The sequence below is a fragment of the Actinomadura rugatobispora genome (assembly GCF_055379765.1).
On sequence record NZ_AP029191.1, the window covers coordinates 6,501,683 to 6,519,856 of the forward strand.

The following is an 18,174-nucleotide window of genomic DNA, read 5'->3' on the forward strand; positions in this document are numbered from 1 at the left end:
GCGGTCACCCTCCGTCGCCCTCGGCCCCGGCGCCCCCGCCGACGCGGCGGCCGACCCGGCGGAAAAAGATCAGCAGCGCCGCGGTCGTCGCGACGAACGACACCGCCGTCGCGGTCGCCGCGCCCGCCGCCTCGTACCGCGGGATCAGCCACACCCCGCACAGCACCACCACGACCAGCCCGATCGCCTGCCCGGTCGAGGCGGCGCCGGGCCGGCCGACGCCGTACAGGTAGGCCATGACCAGTCCGGTGACGCCGAAGGTGACCACCCCGGCGAGCCGGATGTAGGTGGGCACCACGGCGTCGTCGAAGACCTCCCCGAACACCCACGGCAGCGCGGTCCCGGCGATCAGCGCCAGCGGCAGCGCGGCCAGCGCGGACACGCCCAGCGCGGGCAGGATCATGCGCCGGGTGCGGCGGGTCGCCTCGGCCCGGTCGTCGCGGGCGAAGTCGGGGTAGAGCACGTAGTTGAGCGCCAGGCCGGGCAGCTGCACCAGCTCGGCGAACTTGCTGGCCACCGTGTAGACGCCGAGGACCTTCGGCCCGGCCAGCGCGCCCAGCAGCGCCATGTCGAAGCGGAGCTGGAGCAGGTCGATGAGCTGGCCGAGGTAGCCGCGCAGGCCGTAGCCGGCGATGGTGCGGCCGAGCCGCGGGTCGGGGCGGCCCCAGCCCTTGAAGAAGCCGCGCCGCGCCAGCCGCGCGATGATCCAGGCCGCGGCCGCCACGTCCGCCAGCACCAGCCCGGTGACCAGCGCGCCGGGGCCGTACCAGCCGATGAGGATCACCAGGTAGATCGGCAGGAACACGAACTCCTCGACCGCGATCGCCAGGCTGGCGCCGCGCAGGTCGTCGGTGCCCTGCAGCAGCCCCTTGCCGACCGACACGAACCCCTGGGTGAACGCCGGGACGGTCGCCGCCAGCGCCACCCAGAACCCGAAAGACCGGAAGAACGCGAGATGGATGAGCGGGCTGAGGGCCAGCCAGCCCAGCGCCCCGGCCAGCGCGCCCGCGACGGTCAGCCACGCCAGCGTGGGCCGGACCACCGACTGGTCGTACTCGCGGCCCGTGCCGTCCCGTCCGGCCAGGAAGTAGGGCGCGGCGGCGGGCAGGCCCGCGTTGGACAGGTGGCACACCAGCCCCGGCAGGATCCGCACCAGCGTGAACGCCCCGACCAGCGCGGGCCCGCCGATCCGCGCCACCATGATCGTCGCGATGCCGAGCGAGGCCAGCGCGCCGACCCGGCCCGCCATGTTGCCCGCCATCAGCTTGGCGATCCGGCCGGTGATGGTACGGGCGGGCGCGGCGGAGTGCTCGGTGGGCAGCACCGTGTCCGGCACGGCGTCACCGGGCCGCGGACGGGTCTCGGTCACGGCGCTCCCCCCTCGCGCGCGGTGCCCGGCCCATCCGCGAGCAGGACGGACTCGGGCTGGACGGCGTCGCGGCGCCCGAACAGGTGCAGCGCGGCGATCAGGCCGAAGAACGCCCAGCCGTGCCGGTAGTGCAGCGTCTCGTAGAACAGCCCGGAGACCAGGAAGACCAGCACCAGCGCCCCGAACAGCTCCGGCCTCGGCACGACCCGCGCGTACGCGGGTGTCAGCGCGTCCCGGCGCGCGATCCGCACGCACGCCATCAGCAGCGCGAACACCAGCACGACCAGCGCGACCCCGCCCAGGAACCCGCGCTCCAGCACCGCCGCGACGTAGTCGTTGTGCGCCTCGCGGACGTAGGTCTCCTGGTTCTCCAGCATCGCGGCCTCGGTGTGGCCGGGCCCGATTCCCCACGGATGGGTCTGCCGCTCGATCATCTCGACGGTGGTGGCGAACACCGTGCTGCGCGACTCGGTGCTCTCCCCGGTGGTGCGGCCGATCGAGTCGCGCAGGATGGGGGACGCCTCGCTGGCCCGGTCGAGGTACGGCTGGATGTCGACGGTGGAGATCACGGCGATCCCGCCGCCGCCCGCGAAGGCCGCCAGCGACACGACCGCGATCGCGTGGTGGGCCTTGCCCTCGCGGAACAGCCGGAACACGTACCCGGCGACGATCGCGATGCCCAGCGACAGCGCGCCGCCGTTGGAGCCGGTCAGCACCTCGGCGACCAGCAGGATCCCGCACACCGCCCACCGCTGCCACGCCTTCTCGGGCACGCGGGCGGCCCGGGCGATGAAGAAGACGCAGATGAACCAGTTCGAGGCGTAGTTCGCGTCGCCGAAGGTGAACATGGCCCGCTCGCCGTCCACCTGCTTGCCCGACAGCGTGTCGTTCCCGATCAGGAAGCCGGCGATCATCACGAGGGCGTAGAACGTGCCGATCCACACCCACGACCGGATCGCCAGCCGCAGCAGCCCCGTGTCCCGGGCCAGGTTGGCGACGCTCACCCCCCACAGGAGCACGAACAGGTCCTTGACCAGCGTGAGCGCGCCCGCGTCGTTCACGACCGCGGCGATGCCGCCGGCCACGATCGTCAGCAGCGTCGGGACGAGGAACGGCCACCGGACGGGCACGCGGCGGGTGGCCGCCCACAGCAGCGCGGTCATCGTCACGACGATCAGCGCCAGGTCGGGCAGCCCGGTGTTGCCGGGGCCGGGCGGCAGCCCGAACGGCATCAGCATCGGGAGCGAGGCGATCCCACCGACGAGGACCGCGCCCACCAGCGAGCGCCCGCGCGCCCGCGGCTCCTCCTCCGGCGCCTCCGGTCCCGGCCCGGGGTCCGGGGCCGTGCCGGCCGCGCGGGACGTGGCGGGCGGCCGGGCCGTCGTGATCGTCGTCATGGCCGCCTGGAGCTCCCCCGGTAGGTCTCGTCCAGGACGGCGCCCAGGTACTCGGGCGAGAACCAGTCGCCGACCCGTTCCCGTGCCCGTCCGGCCATGCGCGCGGCCTCCGCCGGGTGGTCGAGCAGGTGCGCGATCGCGGCGGCCAGCCCGGCCGGGTCCTGCGGCGGGACGAGCAGCCCGGTCTCCCCGGCCAGCACCAGGTCCTGGTTGGACGGCACGGCCGTCGCGACCAGCGGGATCCCCGCCCCGATCGCCTCGACCAGCACGCACGGCAGGCCCTCCCACCGGCTGGCCATCGCCATCACGTCGAACGCCGGCATCACCTCGGCCACGTCGTCGCGGTGCCCGAGCCAGCGCATCCGGTCCGCGATGCCCAGCTTCTCGGTCAGGCTCTCCAGTTCCCCGGCCATCGCGCCGCCGCCGGCCCACAGCCCGAACACGTCCTCGGGCAGCCGCGCCAGCGCCCGCGCGAAGATCTCCGGACCCTTCTGGTACGTCAGCCGCCCGATCGACCCGACCACCTTCACCCCCAGCGGCAGGTCCAGCCGCCGCCGGGCCTGCGCCCGCGAGCCGGGCGCTGCGGCGTAGGCGTCCACGTCCACGGCGGGCCACGACAGCCGGATCCGCTCCGGCGTGGCCAGGCCCAGGCGCAGCGCGGTCGTCACCGTCTCCGACCCGATCGCCAGGAACGCGTCCGTGCGCCGGGCCGCGATCCGCTCCAGCCGGATGTAGGCGGCGCGGCGCGGCCACGACTGGAACTCGTTGAACGGGAACCCGTGCCAGGTGTGCACGATCCGCGGCACCCCCGCCCGCGCCGCCGCGATCCGCCCGATCACCCCGCCCTTGGCGCTGTGGGTGTGGACGACGTCGTACCGGCCCTCGGCCAGCACCCGGGTCAGCGTCCGCAGCGCCGCCCGGTCGTCGCGCGGCGAGATCTGCGGCACCAGCGGCCGCACCTGCACGATCTCCATCCCGGCCGCGTGCGCGCGGGGCGTGAAGTCCCCGGCGGCGGCGTGCGCGACCGCGTCCTCGCCGTACCGGACCTCCGCGCCGGGTCCGTCCGCGCCCGCCGCGGCCGCGCTGTCGATCCCGACCCCGCCGGTGATCACCGCCCGCTCGTAGCAGGACGGATCCAGTGCCAGCGCCCCGTTCAGCGCCACCTGCCCGGCGCCGCCGTTGAAACGGGTGATCACGGTGGCCACCCTGAGCTTGCGATCAGACCTCACGAGCACCTCACAACACGGCACCTCACAACACGGCACCTCACAACACGGGGGGATCGGGGCGGGCGCCGCCCGCCCCGGCCAGCGGCGGCGGTCCGGCCGGCGGCCGGGGCCGCCGCGCCGGCCGGTACTCGGGCAGGAGCCGGCACAGCAGCAGCCGCACCTCGCCGGCGTCGCCGCGCCCGGCCGCGGCCTGCAGCGCGTCCAGCAGCCGCGGCAGCCCGGCGGGCGGCGGCGCCGGACGGGTCCCCCAGATCTTGGGATGGGCGGTGCGGATCCGGCGCTCGGAGTCGGCGAAGGTCTTCTCGGCCAGCTTCTCGCCCGGCCCCAGGCCGCTGAACCGGATCGTCACCTCGGGCAGCCGCAGCTGCGCCGCGTACCGGTGCACCAGCTCCACCACCGGCACCGGGCTGCCCATGTCCAGCGCGAACGTCTCGGCCTCCTCGGTCAGCGCCGCCGCCTCCAGCAGCAGCCCCGCCGCCTCCGCGACCGTCATGAAGTGCCGCGCCACCTCCGGATGGGTGATGGTGACGGCCTCGCCCGAGGAGATCCGGCTGGCCAGCGCGGTCAGCAGGGAGGCGTGCGCGCCGATCACGTTGCCGACCCGCACCGCCGCGAACCGGGTCGGGCCGGGCGTGGCCGTCTGCAGCAGCAGCTCGCCCAGCCGCATCGTCGCCCCGAACACCGAGGTCGGGTCGGCGGCCTTGTCGGACGACACCAGCACCAGCCTCTCCACGCCGTTCCGGACGGCGGCGTCCACCAGATGCCGGGTGCCGAACACGTTGGCGGCCACGCCCTGGCACGGGTCGTCCTCGACCTTGCCCAGCTCGTTCTGTCCCGCGGCGTGGAAGACCAGGTCGGGACGGGCCTCGCCGAGGATCGCCTCGACCCGGCCGCGGTCGCGGACATCGGCCTCGGCCGCCGCCACCCGCCCGGCGCCCCATAGTTCGCCCGCCAGCCGGTCCAGGCGCCGGCCGTCCCGGTCCATCAGGCACAGCGCGTCTGGTTCCAGCCGCCGCAGCCGGTGGCACAGCGCGGAACCGACCGTCCCGCAGGCACCGGTGACCAGCACCCGCCGGCCCGCGACCAGCCGCCGCACCCGCGGCCCCGCCACCGCGACCTCGTCCCGCCCCATGAGCAGCGCCATCGGCCCGGCCTCCGCCGACGGGGACGGGGACGGCGGCGGCGCGGGCGGCACCGGGCGGCGGAGCCGCGGCAGCGGGAACCAGCGCACGGTCAGCCCCGGGCCCGCAGCGCCCCGGCGAGGGCGGAGACCACCCGGTCCTGGCCGTCGGACGACAGCCCCGGGTACAGCGGCAGCGACAGCAGTTCCTCGGCCACCCGGTCGGTCACCGGGACCGCCCCGCACTCCTCCTCGCCGAGGATCTCCCGGTAGGCGGTCATGTGGCTGGCCGGGATGAAGTGCACCGACGTCGACACGCCCGCCGCCTCCAGCTCGGCGATGATCGCGTCCCGGTCCGGCACGAGCACCTGGTAGAGGTGCCAGGCGTGCTGGACGCCGTCCAGGTCGCGCTGGGGGAGCACCAGCCCGGGCAGCCCGGACAGCGCCTCGTCGTAGCGGGCGACCAGCTCGGCGCGGCGCCGCTGCCACTCCGGCAGCGCGGTCAGCTGCGCGCGGCCGATCGACGCCTGGATGTCGGTCATGTTGGCCTTGAGACCCAGGTTCTTGACGTCGTACCGCCAGCTGCCGCCGGGCAGGTAGCGCCGCCAGGAGTCCTTGCTCATCCCGTGCAGCCGGGTCGCGCGGATCCGGTCGGCGAACTCCTGGTCGGAGGTCGCGACCGCGCCGCCCTCGCCGATCGGCATGTTCTTGGTGGCGTAGAAGCTGAAGCAGGCCGCGTACGACGACGCGCCGACCGGGGTCCCGTCCCGGGCCGCGCCGGGCCCGTGCGCGGCGTCCTCGATCACCCGCGTCCGGTCCAGCCCGGCCGCCTCCGCCAGCGCGGCGACGTCCACCGGGTAGCCGCCCTGGTTCTGCACGACCATCGCGGCGGGCGCGCGGCGGGCCGCCGCGGCGGCGACCTCGGCGGGGCCCGGCACCAGCGTGCCCGCGTCGACGTCCACCAGCACGGGATGGTGCCCGGCGTGCAGGATCGCGTTGATCGCACCGCAGAACGTCAGGCTCGGGGTGAGGACCGCCGAGCCCGGCGGCAGGTCCATCGCGCGCAGGCACAGCTCCAGCGCGGTGGTGCACGAGGCGACCGCGACGACGTGCGCGGCGCCCAGGTAGTCGGCGAAGTCCTGCTCGAACGCGGCGGTCTGCGGCCCCGTCGTCACCCACCCGGAGTCGAGCACCTTCACGACGGCGTCCGACACCTCCCCGGCGAAGGACGGCACGGTGAACGGCACCGTGCTCTGCTCCGGCGGCGCGGTCTGCCCGGCCTGGCCCATGGTCACCCCTTGCTCTCGCGGTTCGCGGTGATCTTCCGCCCGGCGGCGCGCTTCCGCCTGCCGGTGATCTTCCGGTCGGTGGCGACGACGCCCAGCAGCGGCCAGCCGGACGCGGACACCAGGTCGCGGACCGACTCCAGGCCCGGCACGGGCGTCACCGGACCCGCCACGGCGACCACGCCGGCGCCGTCGTCGGCGCCCGTGTCGATGTCCTCGAAGGCGTGCACCTGGATCGTCGCGCGCCTCGCGGCGGCGGGGCGGCGGGCGGGCTCGGCGGCCGTCCGGGCAGGCTCACCCGACCTCCTGGCGATGACCGCCGTGCCGGAGCCGGGGGCCTTCGACCCGGCCCGCACGACCGACGTCCCGCCGCCGGACGCCGGGACGGTGCTGTTGACGTTTCCGCCGGGCTCGCCATCGCCGCTCTCGTCGTGGGGCGCGGCGTCCGCTTCGGCTTCGGGCTCCGGTTCGGCGGGGGCCGCCTTGAGGACGCCGGCGTCGTCCCCGTACGCGGCGGCCGCGATCCGCGACAGCAGCTCGGCCGGCAGCGGGCCGCCCGTGCTGACCAGCACGACCCGCTCCACCCCCGCCCGCCGCGCCGCCAGCCGGATCCGGCGGCCCAGGTCGGCCGCCTCGGCCTCGCCGCCGTCCGCCCGGCCCAGCAGCGGGACGCCCAGCCGCCGCGCCGCCCGGGACTGCCCCGGCACGGTCGGCCGGAACATCTCCGCCACGACCGCGACCAGCACGCCGCCGACCAGCCCGACCAGGCCGGCGATCGCCGCCAGCATCACCACCGGGTTCGTCCGCTCGGCCAGCACCGCCGGCTGCACCACCGTCGCGGTGCCCGCCGTGGTCAGGTCCGTCCGCAGCTCGCTGCGGCTGGTGCGCAGGTCGCTCAGCTCCGCGGCCACCCGCTCCCGCTCGTTCGCCGCGCCGATGTCGGGCACCGGCACCGCGCCCGCCCGCCGCGACAGCGGGCCCAGCTGCCCCTCCAGCTCCCGGATCCGCTTCTCGATCGCGGCCAGCTGCTGGGTGATCGCGCCCTGGTTGGACTGGTTGATCTCGGCGACCACCGCGGCCCCGAGCGCGTCCGTCAGCCGCCGCGCCACCGCCGCGTCCGGGTCCTTGATCGTCAGCTCCACCACGGTGGACGTGCCGAGCCCGGCCACCGTGATCTCCTTGGCCAGCTTCACCGGGTCGCGGACGATCCGCTGCTCGCGCAGCACCCGGTCCAGCAGCGTCCGCCCGGTCGCGAACGCCTTGACCTGGCTCACCACGATGCTGACGCCCGCGTCCCCGGCCGCCGCGTCGGTCGCCCTGCTGCTGGCCTGCAGCCGGGACGTGGCCGAGTGCGGCGGCTCCTGCCCGCCCATCACCAGGCCCACCAGCACCACCGGCAGCACGGTCATCGCCAGCAGGAGCGCCCAGTAGGTGCGGACCACGCGCGCCGCGACTTCGTCGATCTCCACGATCTTCCCTCCGGCCTCGTCAGGCCGAGCGTAGGAACCGCCCGAGGAGATCGAATCGCCCATCGAGACGAGCGTCCGCTACGTCATTTGGTGGGGGCCGCCACGTCGTGCGGGGCGGCGGGGGCGGGGTCAGCGGGGTTTCATGCCGGCGCGCATCGCCAGGGTGATGGCCTCCAGCGCCGAGTGCATGTCCAGCTTGGCCAGCAGGTTCTGGGTGTGGGTGCGGACCGTGTTGGCCGACAGGCCCAGCCGTTCGGCGATCTCCGCCCGGTTGAGGCCGTCCACCATGCACTGGAGGACCTCGCGTTCGCGCGGGGTCAGCTCCGCCAGCAGCCGGGCGCCGCCGTTGGGCTCGGCGCCGTCCGCCAGGAGGCGGCGCAGCACCTCGCCCGCCACGTCGGGCGGGAGCCAGCCGCCGCGGTGCGCCGCCCCGCGGATGACGCGGGCGACCAGGTCGGCGCTCTCGGTCTTGGACAGCCAGGCGATCGCGCCGTGCCGCACCGCCCGCACCATCGCGTCGACCTCGGCCATGGCCGACAGGATCACCACCCGCATGCCGGGATGCCGCTCCCGGACGCGGTCCAGGACGTCCAGGCCGCTCTCGGCGCCGAGGGTCATGTCCAGCACCACCACCTGGGGGCGCTCGGTCGCGGCCAGCGCCAGGGCGCGCCGCACGTCGGCGGCGATCGGCAGGATCACCAGGTCGGGCTCCCGGCCCAGCCGGGCGGCCAGCGCCTCGGCGAACAGGGTGTGATCGTCCACGATGAGGACGCGGATGGGCGGTCGCATCCCCGAACGATCGCCGTTCGGCGGGCCGGGCGGATCCTGCAAACGCTGTACTTCGGCATGGATTCCGGTTCTGGACAGGCCGGCCCGCCCGAGCGAACCGCGCGTAATCGGCCGGTCGGATCCCGCGGGCGGCGGGGGCACGGTGGGACGGGGGAAGAGCCGGGCGCGGACGCCCGCGGCGGGCGCGGAGTTCACGGCCGTCCGGAGCCGGTCAGCCGCGGGGCGCGGCGTTGACCGGCCGCCACCGCCTGCCGAAGCTGTGCTCATCGATCAAAGGGGGCGCGGAATGCGGGCAGGGGGAGTTTCATGAAGGTCCTGATCACCGGGGGCGCGGGCTTCATCGGAAGCACGATCGCGTCGGCGTTCGCCGAGCGCGGAATCGTTCCGGTCGTGCTCGACAGCCTCGTCACCGGACGGTCCGAGTTCACCGAGGGAAAGATCTTCTATCAGGGCGACATCGCCGACGGGACCGTGGTGGACGAGATCTTCGCCGCCCATCCCGACATCGCCGTCGCGGTCCATTGCGCGGCGCTCATCGTGGTGCCCGACTCGATGTCGGATCCGCATCGCTATTACCAGGTCAACCTGACCGGGACGCTCAGTCTCGCCGGCCATCTGATCCGCAACGGATGCGACCGGATGATCTTCGCCTCGACGGCGGGGATGTACCGCCCCGGGCCGGACCTGTCGGTGACCGAGGACTCCGCGCTGGAGCCGCAGAACCCCTACACGCGCTCGAAGATGATGGCCGAGCTGCTGCTGGAGGACCTGTGCGCCGCCTACGGGCTGCGGGTGGTGTCGCTGCGCTACCTCAACCCGATCGGCGCCGACCCGCGGATGCGCACCGGCCTGCAGAGCAGCAAGCCCACGCACGCGCTGGGCAAGATGATCGAGTCGTACGAGCTGGGCGTGCCGTTCCGGATCACCGGGGTGGACTGGGACACCCGCGACGGCACGGCGGTTCGCGACTACATCCACGTGTGGGACATCGCCCGCGCCTTCTGCGAGGCGGCGGCGCGGTTCGACGCCATCGTCCCGCATGACCAGAACGGTTCCGACGGAAAGAACGGAAAGAACGGCGCGGGCGGCGGTGGCGGCCGCAGAACCGGTTACCAGGTCATCAATCTCGGCACCGGCGGCGGAACCACCGTGCGGGAACTCGTGGACGCCTTCCGCGGCGTCGTCGGGGACGGTTTCCAGGCGGAGGAGGCGCCCGCCCGCCCCGGCGACGTGGTCGGCGCGTTCGTCAATCCCGCCAAGGCGCTGGAATTGCTCGGCTGGAAGCCCGAGTACTCCATCGAGGACGCCATCCGCCATTCCCTGGAATGGGCCGCGCTCCGGAGCCGCACGGACGTGGCCTGAGCCATGACCTGATCTTCGGGGGCCGCCGCCCGCGCGGTGGGAACGGACGTGCGAGAGTATGGGATCGGTCACACGTTCGGTACCCCCGAGGAGGCGCGTTGAGCGGCGATGTGCGGATCACCGTGACGCGGACCCTGAGCAAGGAGCAGCAGGCGCGGCGGGAGCGGCTGATCGAGGCCGCGCGCCTGCTGGCGTTAGAGGGCGGCTACGCCGCCGTGACCATGCACGACGTGGCCGACCGGGCCGGTGTGGCCCGGGCCACGGTCTACCGCTACTTCGCCACCAAGGACCACCTGCTGACCGAGGTCGCCGCCACCTGGGCGCACCGGATCACCGACGACATCGACGCGCTGGCGGTCGGGGGCACCCCGGTGGAGCGGCTCACCGCGATGCTGGAGCGGATCGTGCGGGTGGCGGCCGAGGAGCTCACCCTGACCTCGGCGATCGTCCAGGCGGTGACGGCGGACGACTCCAGCGTGGACGACGCCCGCACGGTGCTCTTCCTGTTCGTCCGGGACCGGCTGGCGGCGGCGATCGGCGGCCCGGTCCCGGAGCGGGAGGAGGTCGAGATCGTGCTGGGCCACGTGCTGCTGGCCGGCCTGGTCAGCCTGGCCTCGCTGCGGCGGCCGGTGGACGAGGTCGCGGCGATGGTGCGGACCTCCGGCCGGCTGGTGCTGGCCGGGGCCATGGCGGGCAGCGGCGCCGCCGGCCCCTGAGCCGGCCCGTGAGTCGACCTTGAGTCGGCCCTGGGCCGTCCCGCACAGGGTGTGACGTATCTCACCGTCCGGCCCGCGCGGCCTCTCGCGGGGCGTTCCGCGGAGCCTCTCCCGGGGTTCGCCGTGCGCTGTCCCTGGTGGCCGCGGGCGTCGTCCGCCGGACCGGCCAGGGCGTCCCCTCGGCGCGTACGGGCACCCGTTCGGCCAGGGCCCGCGCCAGCATCAGAGCCCCCACCGCCACGAGCGCCAGGCCCACCAGACCCGCGCCCGCCAGGCCCAGCAGAGTGATCAGCAGCAGGCCCAGATCCGGCCCCATCGTCGTCCTCCCGCCCCATGACTCGACTTTGAAGTCCGGATCCTTCCCCGATGTCGGGACCTGATGCGTCCCAGGGGCGGACTTTGTTCCGGTCCTGAGTGCTTTGCCCCAGATTTGCGCTGAGCTGGAAGTTTGATACCTTCTGTCCAGTTCTGGTGATGCGACCCATGCGTCGTCGGAGCCGGCGAACCCGCCCCGTAGGGGTCGGAACCGCCTCAACGGTCGCGTGTGCGGACCAACGAACCCGCGCGAACCCGTGTCCATCTGATCGCAGTGCCGGCGGCCCTGAAGGCCGCCGCTCCGCCGAGTCCATTCCACGCCGACGACGGCGTCCGGAGCCGGGGACCCAACTCTCTGGGGTGAATCGGCGCACGTCTGTGCGCCGTAGGGCGACTTCCACGCCCGAATCCGACAGCTAACCCGGTAGGCGGCCTTGGAAGGAATCAGGAGACCCCTGCTTTGTCGTTCCGTACGAACCCCGCTTATACGGCCCTGCTCGCCACTCTCCGTGACCGTGCGAGCGAGCTGACCTCCCAGACCATCGCGCTGCGCGGCCGTGCGGCCGCCGGCGTCGTCGGCGGCGTCGCCCTCGGCGCGCTGACCCTCGGCTCGGCCGTGGGCGCCGTGGCCTCCTCCGACTCGTCCACCGGCAGCACCGGCGCCGTCGCGGGCGCCGCCGCGGCCGGCAAGAACGGCCACGGCACCGTCCGCGCGGAGGGGCTGGCCGAGAAGACCGGCTCCACCGCCCAGAACGCCGAGGCCGCCCGGAACGAGCCCGGCTCGGGCGAGAAGGCCCAGTCCGCCAGGGCGGCCAAGACCACCCAGTCCGCCTCCGCCCAGCAGGTCCTGAAGCTGGCCGAGAAGCAGGTCGGCATCTCCGAGGGCAGGGGCGGCCAGACCAAGTTCCACGACTGGTACGTCAGGAGCAACGCGGCCAAGGCGACCGCCGCGCGCGACGGCGGCTCGGTGTCCAGCTACAACGGCGCCCAGTGGTGCAACATGTTCGTGTCCTGGCTGGGTGCGCAGACCGGCACGAAGGGCATGGGCGCCGACGCCTACACCGTCGCGCACGCCAAGTGGTTCGAGAAGACCGGCCACTGGGGCCACAAGGCCAAGCCCGGCGCCGTGGTGTTCTTCAACTGGAACGGCGGCGGCGTCGAGGGCATCCAGCACGTCGGCATGGTCGTCAAGGACAACGGCGACGGCACGATCGACACCATCGAGGGCAACACCAGCAACAAGGTCATGAAGAAGACCCGCGACGAGGCGCAGGTCGCCGGGTACGGCTACCCCCAGTACCGGGGCTGACCCCGACCCGCTCGTGCGCCCAGGGCGCCCCGCCATCCGTGGCGGGGCGCCCTCCGGCGTTTCCGGACGGGGCACAGGTGATGTTCGACTGCGCGCCCCCCGACCGACCGATGGTCTTCCACGCCCCGTGCACGAAGGAGGAGAACCTGGACCAGACCGGGCTCGACGCCGTCCGGCGGCGCGCGCACCGCGATGCGGGGGGACGGGGAGGGAGCGCGGCGTGGCTGACATGCGAGCACCGGAATGGGCGCGGGACGGCGGGCGCGGTGCCCGCCGCGACATCGTCATCGTCTGCGACGACGTCGACGGGCCGGGCGGCGTCCAGCGCTGGGCGCACGGCCTGGCCGGGCTGCTGTCCGGACGCGGCCACCGCGTCACCCTGGTCGGCGTCACCCGATCGGCGGAGGCCGCCCCGCACGAAGCGCGCGAGGCGGCTCGGGCGCGGCCGTACGCCGTCGAAACTTTGCACGAGTCCTGGCCGCTGCCCGCCCTGGAACGGCGTCCACGCACGCTGCGCAACCGTCTCGACCTGCGGGCGCGGCTGCTCGACCGCAGGCGCGCCGCGACCAGGAGGGACGGGGCCGTCCGGCTGGCGGCTCTGCTGGATGGCGCCCGCCCCGGCGCCGTGGTGATCGTGGCGCAGGTGTGGGCGATGGAATGGGTGCGCCTGGCCGGGCTGGGCGGCCGCGCCGGGCTGCGGGTGCTGGCGCTGCCCGCCGAGAACGCCGGCCACACGCCCCACACGCTGCTCGCCGTGCCCGGCCGCGCGGCCGTGCCGCGCGAGCCGGTGATCGCCTGCCTGGGCCGGCTGTCGCACGAGAAGGGCGCGGACCTGGCGATCGAGGCCTGGGCGTCCATGGCGGCCCGGCATCCGCGCTGGCGGCTGCGGCTGTACGGGGCGGGCCCGCGCGAGGGCGCGCTGCGGGAGCAGGCGGAGCGGCTCGGCGCGGCGGGCGCGGTGGAGTTCGCCGGGGTGGCGCGGGACGTGCCGGACGCGCTGGCCCGGGCGTCGATCTTCGCGCTGCCGTCCCGCCGGGAGGGCTTCCCGACGGCGCTGCTGGAGGCGATGGCGGCCGGGCTGCCGGCGGTCGCGTTCGACGGCGCTCCCGGCGTCCGCGACCTGGTCACCGACGGGGCGGACGGGCTGCTGGCCCGTCCCGGCGACACCGCCGGGTTCGCCGCCGCGCTGGACCGGCTGATCATGGACCCGGAACTGCGGGAGCGGCTGGGCGGCGCCGCGCCGCGCGCGGCCCGCCGGTTCGAGGCGGGCGCGGCGCTGGACCGCTGGGAGCGGATGTTCGACGTGCTCCACCGGGAGCCGTCCTCCGCCCGGACCACGGCGCCGGCGGCGCCGCGCGTCCCGGCCGCGTCTGTGGCCCGGGCCCTGCGCCGGGGCGGGGTTGGACCCCGATCGCCGAAGCCGATTGGACCTGTGCCCGGTGACTGAACCGGCCCTAGCGTACGGACCATGACCCATCCGATCCTGTTCCTGCTGGCCGCCACGACGCTGATCGTGATCCCCGGTCCGAACCACCTCTACATCGCCGCGCGCAGCGTGGCGGACGGCCGGCGGGCCGGCATCGCCTCCGCGCTGGGCGTGGAGACCGGCACGCTGGTGCACGTGGCGGCCGCGGCGGCGGGCCTGTCGGCGATCGTGGCCGCGTCCGCGACCGCCTTCGGCGTGCTGCGCTACGCGGGCGCCGCGTACCTGGTGTACCTGGCGGTGCGGACGCTGCGCGGCGGCGACCGGGTGGACGGGCCCGAGACCTCGCCCAAGCCGCTGCGCCGGGTCTACCTCGACGGCGTTCTGATCAACATCTTCAATCCCAAGGTCGTGCTGTTCTTCCTGGCGTTCCTGCCGCAGTTCGTGGACCAGCGGGCGGGCGCCGTCCCGGCGCAGATCGTGGTCATGGGCCTGGTCACCGCGCTGATCGGGCTCGTCAGCGACGTGCTCTACGCCGTCGCCGGCGGGTCGATCGGCGCGATGCTGCGGGGCCGGCCGCGCTTCCGGCGCGGGCAGCGCTACGCGACCGGGGCGATCTACCTCGGGCTCGGCGCGGTCGCCGCGTTCGCGGGCCCCGGCCCCAGGCGCGCCTGACAGGGGCCTCACGGTGGGCACGGCCCGTGTGGGGGACCAGGCAGGGGACGCACGGGGGCGCGGTCGTTGACCCGGTGCTTCCCAAGGCGCGATGCTGTTGTCCGATGCGCCCCCTTGCGCGGATATGACGGCTGTATCCCTTCACGGGAACGACGGTTTGTCATCCGGATGACAACGATGTGCGCGCAATGCGTGGCCCGGTTCGCAGCGGACGCGTACACCGCTCTGTAACTTCCGATGAGCCCCTGGTTGCCGACGGGGCGGGAGGTGCGAACGGTGACCACGACGCTCGAGGAACGCACGCCCCTGAAACCGTGGGCCGGCGTCCCCTGTGAGATGTCCGATCTCATGCGGCCCCATCTGGACGCGCTGGCCGAGGAGATGATCCAGGAGATCCTCTCCGAGATCCCCGAGTACGCCCGCCCGCAGGACGAGGAGTACTCCCGGCTGGTGCGGCTGGCCGTCGAGGGGGCGCTCCAGCAGTTCGTGGACCTCATCGTCGACCCCGACAGCTCCTGGGAGCCCGTCGCGGCCGTCTACCGGGAGATCGGCTGGGCCGAGGCGCGCGAGGGCCGCAGCCTCGACGTCCTGCAGACCTCGATGCGGCTCTGCGCGCGGGTGGCGTGGCGGCGGCTCGCGGCCGAGTCGGAGACCTTCAACATCTCCCGGCGCGCCCTGGCCAGCCTCGCCGAGGCCATCTTCGCGTTCCTGGACGAGATCGCCCGCGCCGCCGCCGAGGGTTACACCAAGGCCCGCGCGCAGGAGGCCGGCGAGCTGGAGCACCGCCGCCGCCGGTTGCTGGACCTGCTGCTGGCCGAGCCCCCGGCCGCCCCGCAGGCGATCGCCGACCTGGCCAGGCTGGCGCAGTGGCGGGTGCCGCGCACCGTCGCCGCCGTGGTCCTGTACGAGCGGAGCCGGCAGCCGTTCTCGCACCCGTCGCTGCCGCCGGACGTGCTGGCCGACGTCAACCGGCGCGAGCCGTGCCTGATCGTGCCGGACCCGGAGGGGCCGGGGCGCGGGCGGATGCTGGAGTCGTCGCTGCGCACGTGGGTCGCCGCCATGGGCCCCACCGTCAAGACCGAGGACGCCGCCAAGTCGCTGCGCTGGGCCCGCGAGGCGCTGCCGCTGGCCCGGCGCGGCATCCTTCCGTCCGAACGGCTGATCCGCTGCGCCGACCACATGCCCACCCTCGTCGTCTTCAAGGACGAGGAACTGGTGCGGGCGATCGCGGACCTGCGTCTGGCGCCGCTCAAGGCGATCAGGCCCCGGCATCGTGAACGCCTGATGCGCACTCTCCTGGCCTGCATCCAGAACGGTTTCAACGCCACCGAGGTCGCCGGCCGCCTCCACGTGCACCCGCAGACCGTCCGCTACCGCCTGCACCAGCTGGAGGAACTGTTCGGGGGAAACCTCTACGACCCCGAGTCGCGGATGGAGATGGAGATGGTGCTCACCGTCTGGCTCACCTCGGCGGACGCCGAACAGCGCCCCACCGAAGCCGCCTCCTCCTCTTCCGGCGCCTCCGTCTCGCCTGCCACGTAGACCACACCGCGGGGCGCGGTTGCGGTCCTAGGCTTCGGCCGGGTTCCGCATGCCCGGTATGCGCGGCTCCCGCCGCGCCGGGCGAGGCTGGGCCGGGGCCGGCGGGAACTGGCCGCGCTGCCCGGAGGCCGGGGGTCCTGAGGTAGTCGTCGTCTGGGGCGTGACCGGCTCGGCCTTCCCGGCCTCCTCGGCCTGCTGCGCGGCGAAGACCTCGCGCAGCTCGTAGACCACGTCCTCGGCCGGACGCGCCACGATCCCCGCGACCCGCCCGCAGGACAGGAACAGCACCCGGTCGGCGAGCGCCGCGGCGGCCGGGCTCTCGGTCACGGCGACCACCGTCGTGCCGAACGCGGTCGCGCAGCGGCGGAGCACGGCGAAGGTGTCGGCGGTCATCGCGCCGCCGGACTCGGTCTCGTCCACCAGCAGCACGCTGGGACCGGGCAGCAGCGCGGCGGCGCACATCGTGAGGTGGCGCCGGTCCTCGGGGAGGAGGCCGACCGGGGTGCCGAGATCGTCCAGGAGGCCGGTGACCGCGGCGACCCGGTCGGTGCGGGCGCGGGCGGCGGCCGGGGGCGTCCCGGCCAGCGCCGCGGCCCACTCCAGGTTCTCCTCGACCGTCCGGTCGAGGAACGGCCGGGAGTGGGAGAGCGCGAACCCGACCTCGCCCCGGCAGATCTGCCGGATCTGCTGCGGCAGCCACGGCCGCGCGTCGCCGCGGCCCACGTAGACGCGGCCGACGCTGGGCGGCTCGTGCCCGGCCAGGCAGGCCAGCAGCGTGCTCTTACCGGAGCCGGAGGGCCCCATGAGAGCGCACAGCTCGCCCGCCCGGAATGCCACGTTCACGTTGTCGAGCGCGGGGCCGCCGGACGGGTCGTAGGTCTTGGTGAGACCGGTGGTATAGGCGGCCACCAGACATTCGTCGGCCCGCTGCCGGAAGGTCCGCTTCCGCGTACTGATGGGGTGGGTGATCCGCGGCATCGTCATGCAGTTCCCCCGAAATCGCATGCTGGGTGATTCGTCCTCTTTGGAGCTATCGCCAGCTTGCAGGACGGTTCGGATCGCGGGCGTAACCAGTGTGAAGATCTCTGCTAAAGAACGCCGTCCATTCGCACGTGCATGAGTCCAGGAGCGCGTGCGCGGACGAACGGGCGGCGCCCGAAGGATCAGCGCCCGAAAGGATCAGCGTCCGATAGGAGAACGAACCGGGGCCGGGTGCGCCGCGGCGCAATCGGGCACCGTGGAGGCCCGGGCGGGCTGGCGCGGGCCGGGGTCGCGCCTGCGCGCCGGCAGGAGCAGCGCCAGCGAGCCGATCAGGAGCGCCAGGACCACGCTCGGACGGATCGGCTCCACGCCCTGCCACACGGATCCGACGTACGCGGCCGTGCGGCCGTCGGCCGCGGCGAGCCCGAGGCCGAAGGCCAGCGTCCCGAGGCCGAAGCCGATCAGCCCGGAGATCTGCCGCCCGCGCCAGCGCCGCTGGTCGCGCACCGCGTGCAGGCCGCGCACCCCGGACCACAGCAGCAGCAGTCCGGCCAGCGCCGCCCCGGTGATCGCCAGCGGGCGCAGCAGGACCTCCAGGTCCTGGTCTCCGGGACCGGGCGCGGCATCGGTCGCGGTCTCCGCCTCGGCGGTGCCGGAGCGGGCCCCGGCGAGTTCGGCGGGCGGCAGCTGGGCCGACCGGGTGCTCGCGCCCAGATCGCCCGCGGTGGTCACCATCTCCGGCGGCGGCCCCAGCAGCAGCCCGCCCACGCCCTTCACGGCGACGGCGAGATAGAAGATCGCCGCGCCCAGCGTCAGGACGCTGGCGACCGCGCGGACCGCCGACGTCGCCGGGCGCCCGCCGGGCTGCGAAGCCGCGCCGCACGGGGGCGGAGCGGCGGAGGCCGCGGTGGAGGGGGACGGCGCCGGCGGCCCGGCCGGGTGTTCGCGGGAGGACGGGCGGCCCGGGGTGTCACGGAGCGTGAGAAGGCGTAGGGCGGGACCGCGGACGTCCCCACCGTGGCGCAGGATGCTCACTGTCGTCCCCCGAAACGTTCGACTCCGGCGCATTACCCGCCGGTTCCCGTCCTTGTCCACGCTTTGACCTGCGTGATGTCTCCACTGCGTCAGACTCCTGAATGCCCGGAGTCAGCCCTGAGTAACCAAAAGGGCGCTCCATGATCCCCACTCTCCA

General features: G+C 74.4%; 16 protein-coding genes and 1 riboswitch. Of the genes, 6 read left to right on the forward strand and 10 right to left on the reverse strand.

Annotation, left to right across the window (positions count from 1 at the left end; all coding sequences use genetic code 11):
- Positions 1-4: 4 nt before the first annotated feature.
- The 7 genes from ACZ466_RS29110 to ACZ466_RS29140 all read right to left on the reverse strand — a co-directional run bounded on the left by ACZ466_RS29110 (position 5) and on the right by ACZ466_RS29140 (position 8,659).
- Positions 5-1,369: a lipopolysaccharide biosynthesis protein gene (locus ACZ466_RS29110; RefSeq protein ID WP_378279064.1), complete on the reverse strand. Its 1,365-nt coding sequence runs from the start codon at positions 1,367-1,369 to the stop codon at positions 5-7.
- Positions 1,366-2,766, reverse strand: coding sequence for an O-antigen ligase family protein (locus tag ACZ466_RS29115; protein ID WP_378279062.1), 1,401 nt, complete (start codon positions 2,764-2,766; stop codon positions 1,366-1,368). Before ACZ466_RS29115 ends, ACZ466_RS29110 begins: the two co-directional genes overlap by 4 nt.
- A complete protein-coding gene (locus ACZ466_RS29120) occupies positions 2,763-3,962 on the reverse strand; it encodes a glycosyltransferase (protein ID WP_378279060.1) in 1,200 nt (399 codons plus the stop codon). Before ACZ466_RS29120 ends, ACZ466_RS29115 begins: the two co-directional genes overlap by 4 nt.
- Before the next feature lie 70 nt (positions 3,963-4,032).
- Entirely contained in the window at positions 4,033-5,226 is a 1,194-nt protein-coding gene (locus tag ACZ466_RS29125) for an SDR family NAD(P)-dependent oxidoreductase (RefSeq protein WP_464041734.1), read from the reverse strand.
- Between the two features lie 2 nt (positions 5,227-5,228).
- On the reverse strand, positions 5,229-6,404 hold the full coding sequence (locus tag ACZ466_RS29130; protein ID WP_378279057.1) for a DegT/DnrJ/EryC1/StrS family aminotransferase: 1,176 nt from the start codon (positions 6,402-6,404) through the stop codon (positions 5,229-5,231).
- 2 nt (positions 6,405-6,406) lie between these two features.
- On the reverse strand, positions 6,407-7,933 hold the full coding sequence (locus ACZ466_RS29135) for a hypothetical protein (RefSeq protein ID WP_378279055.1): 1,527 nt from the start codon (positions 7,931-7,933) through the stop codon (positions 6,407-6,409).
- A 66-nt stretch (positions 7,934-7,999) separates the two neighbouring features.
- Entirely contained in the window at positions 8,000-8,659 is a 660-nt protein-coding gene (locus ACZ466_RS29140) for a response regulator transcription factor (protein WP_378279053.1), read from the reverse strand.
- Between the two features lie 306 nt (positions 8,660-8,965).
- On the opposite strand from ACZ466_RS29140, the gene ACZ466_RS29145 reads away from it, so the two are divergent.
- Together ACZ466_RS29145 and ACZ466_RS29150 are read left to right on the forward strand one after the other, a co-directional pair.
- Positions 8,966-10,021: an NAD-dependent epimerase/dehydratase family protein gene (locus tag ACZ466_RS29145; RefSeq protein ID WP_378279051.1), complete on the forward strand. Its 1,056-nt coding sequence runs from the start codon at positions 8,966-8,968 to the stop codon at positions 10,019-10,021.
- A 122-nt stretch (positions 10,022-10,143) separates the two neighbouring features.
- Positions 10,144-10,737: a TetR/AcrR family transcriptional regulator gene (locus tag ACZ466_RS29150; RefSeq protein ID WP_464044029.1), complete on the forward strand. Its 594-nt coding sequence runs from the start codon at positions 10,144-10,146 to the stop codon at positions 10,735-10,737.
- A 61-nt stretch (positions 10,738-10,798) separates the two neighbouring features.
- Here ACZ466_RS29150 and ACZ466_RS29155 read toward each other — a convergent pair whose 3' ends face one another.
- Positions 10,799-11,053, reverse strand: a complete 255-nt coding sequence (locus ACZ466_RS29155; protein WP_378279048.1) for a hypothetical protein — start codon at positions 11,051-11,053, stop codon at positions 10,799-10,801.
- 307 nt (positions 11,054-11,360) lie between these two features.
- A riboswitch (cyclic di-AMP (ydaO/yuaA leader) is annotated at positions 11,361-11,498 on the forward strand.
- A 170-nt stretch (positions 11,499-11,668) separates the two neighbouring features.
- On the opposite strand from ACZ466_RS29155, the gene ACZ466_RS29160 reads away from it, so the two are divergent.
- The 4 genes from ACZ466_RS29160 (at position 11,669) to ACZ466_RS29175 (ending at position 16,001) form a co-directional block, all read left to right on the forward strand.
- Positions 11,669-12,361 (forward strand): CHAP domain-containing protein, encoded by a 693-nt coding sequence (locus ACZ466_RS29160; protein ID WP_464041735.1) that lies wholly within the window; start codon positions 11,669-11,671, stop codon positions 12,359-12,361.
- A gap of 463 nt (positions 12,362-12,824) precedes the next feature.
- A complete protein-coding gene (locus ACZ466_RS29165; protein ID WP_464041736.1) occupies positions 12,825-13,808 on the forward strand; it encodes a glycosyltransferase in 984 nt (327 codons plus the stop codon).
- Positions 13,809-13,829: 21 nt separating this feature from the next.
- Entirely contained in the window at positions 13,830-14,459 is a 630-nt protein-coding gene (locus ACZ466_RS29170; RefSeq protein WP_378279044.1) for a LysE family translocator, read from the forward strand.
- 276 nt (positions 14,460-14,735) lie between these two features.
- Positions 14,736-16,001 carry a PucR family transcriptional regulator gene (locus ACZ466_RS29175; protein WP_378279042.1) on the forward strand — a complete coding sequence of 422 codons (1,266 nt, stop codon included), beginning with the start codon at positions 14,736-14,738 and terminating at the stop codon, positions 15,999-16,001.
- A gap of 27 nt (positions 16,002-16,028) precedes the next feature.
- On the opposite strand, the gene ACZ466_RS29180 is transcribed toward ACZ466_RS29175, so the two are convergent.
- Together ACZ466_RS29180 and ACZ466_RS29185 are read right to left on the reverse strand one after the other, a co-directional pair.
- Positions 16,029-16,985: an ATP-binding cassette domain-containing protein gene (locus ACZ466_RS29180; protein WP_378279040.1), complete on the reverse strand. Its 957-nt coding sequence runs from the start codon at positions 16,983-16,985 to the stop codon at positions 16,029-16,031.
- Between the two features lie 195 nt (positions 16,986-17,180).
- Entirely contained in the window at positions 17,181-18,017 is an 837-nt protein-coding gene (locus tag ACZ466_RS29185; protein WP_378279038.1) for a hypothetical protein, read from the reverse strand.
- Between the last annotated feature and the right edge of the window lie 157 nt (positions 18,018-18,174).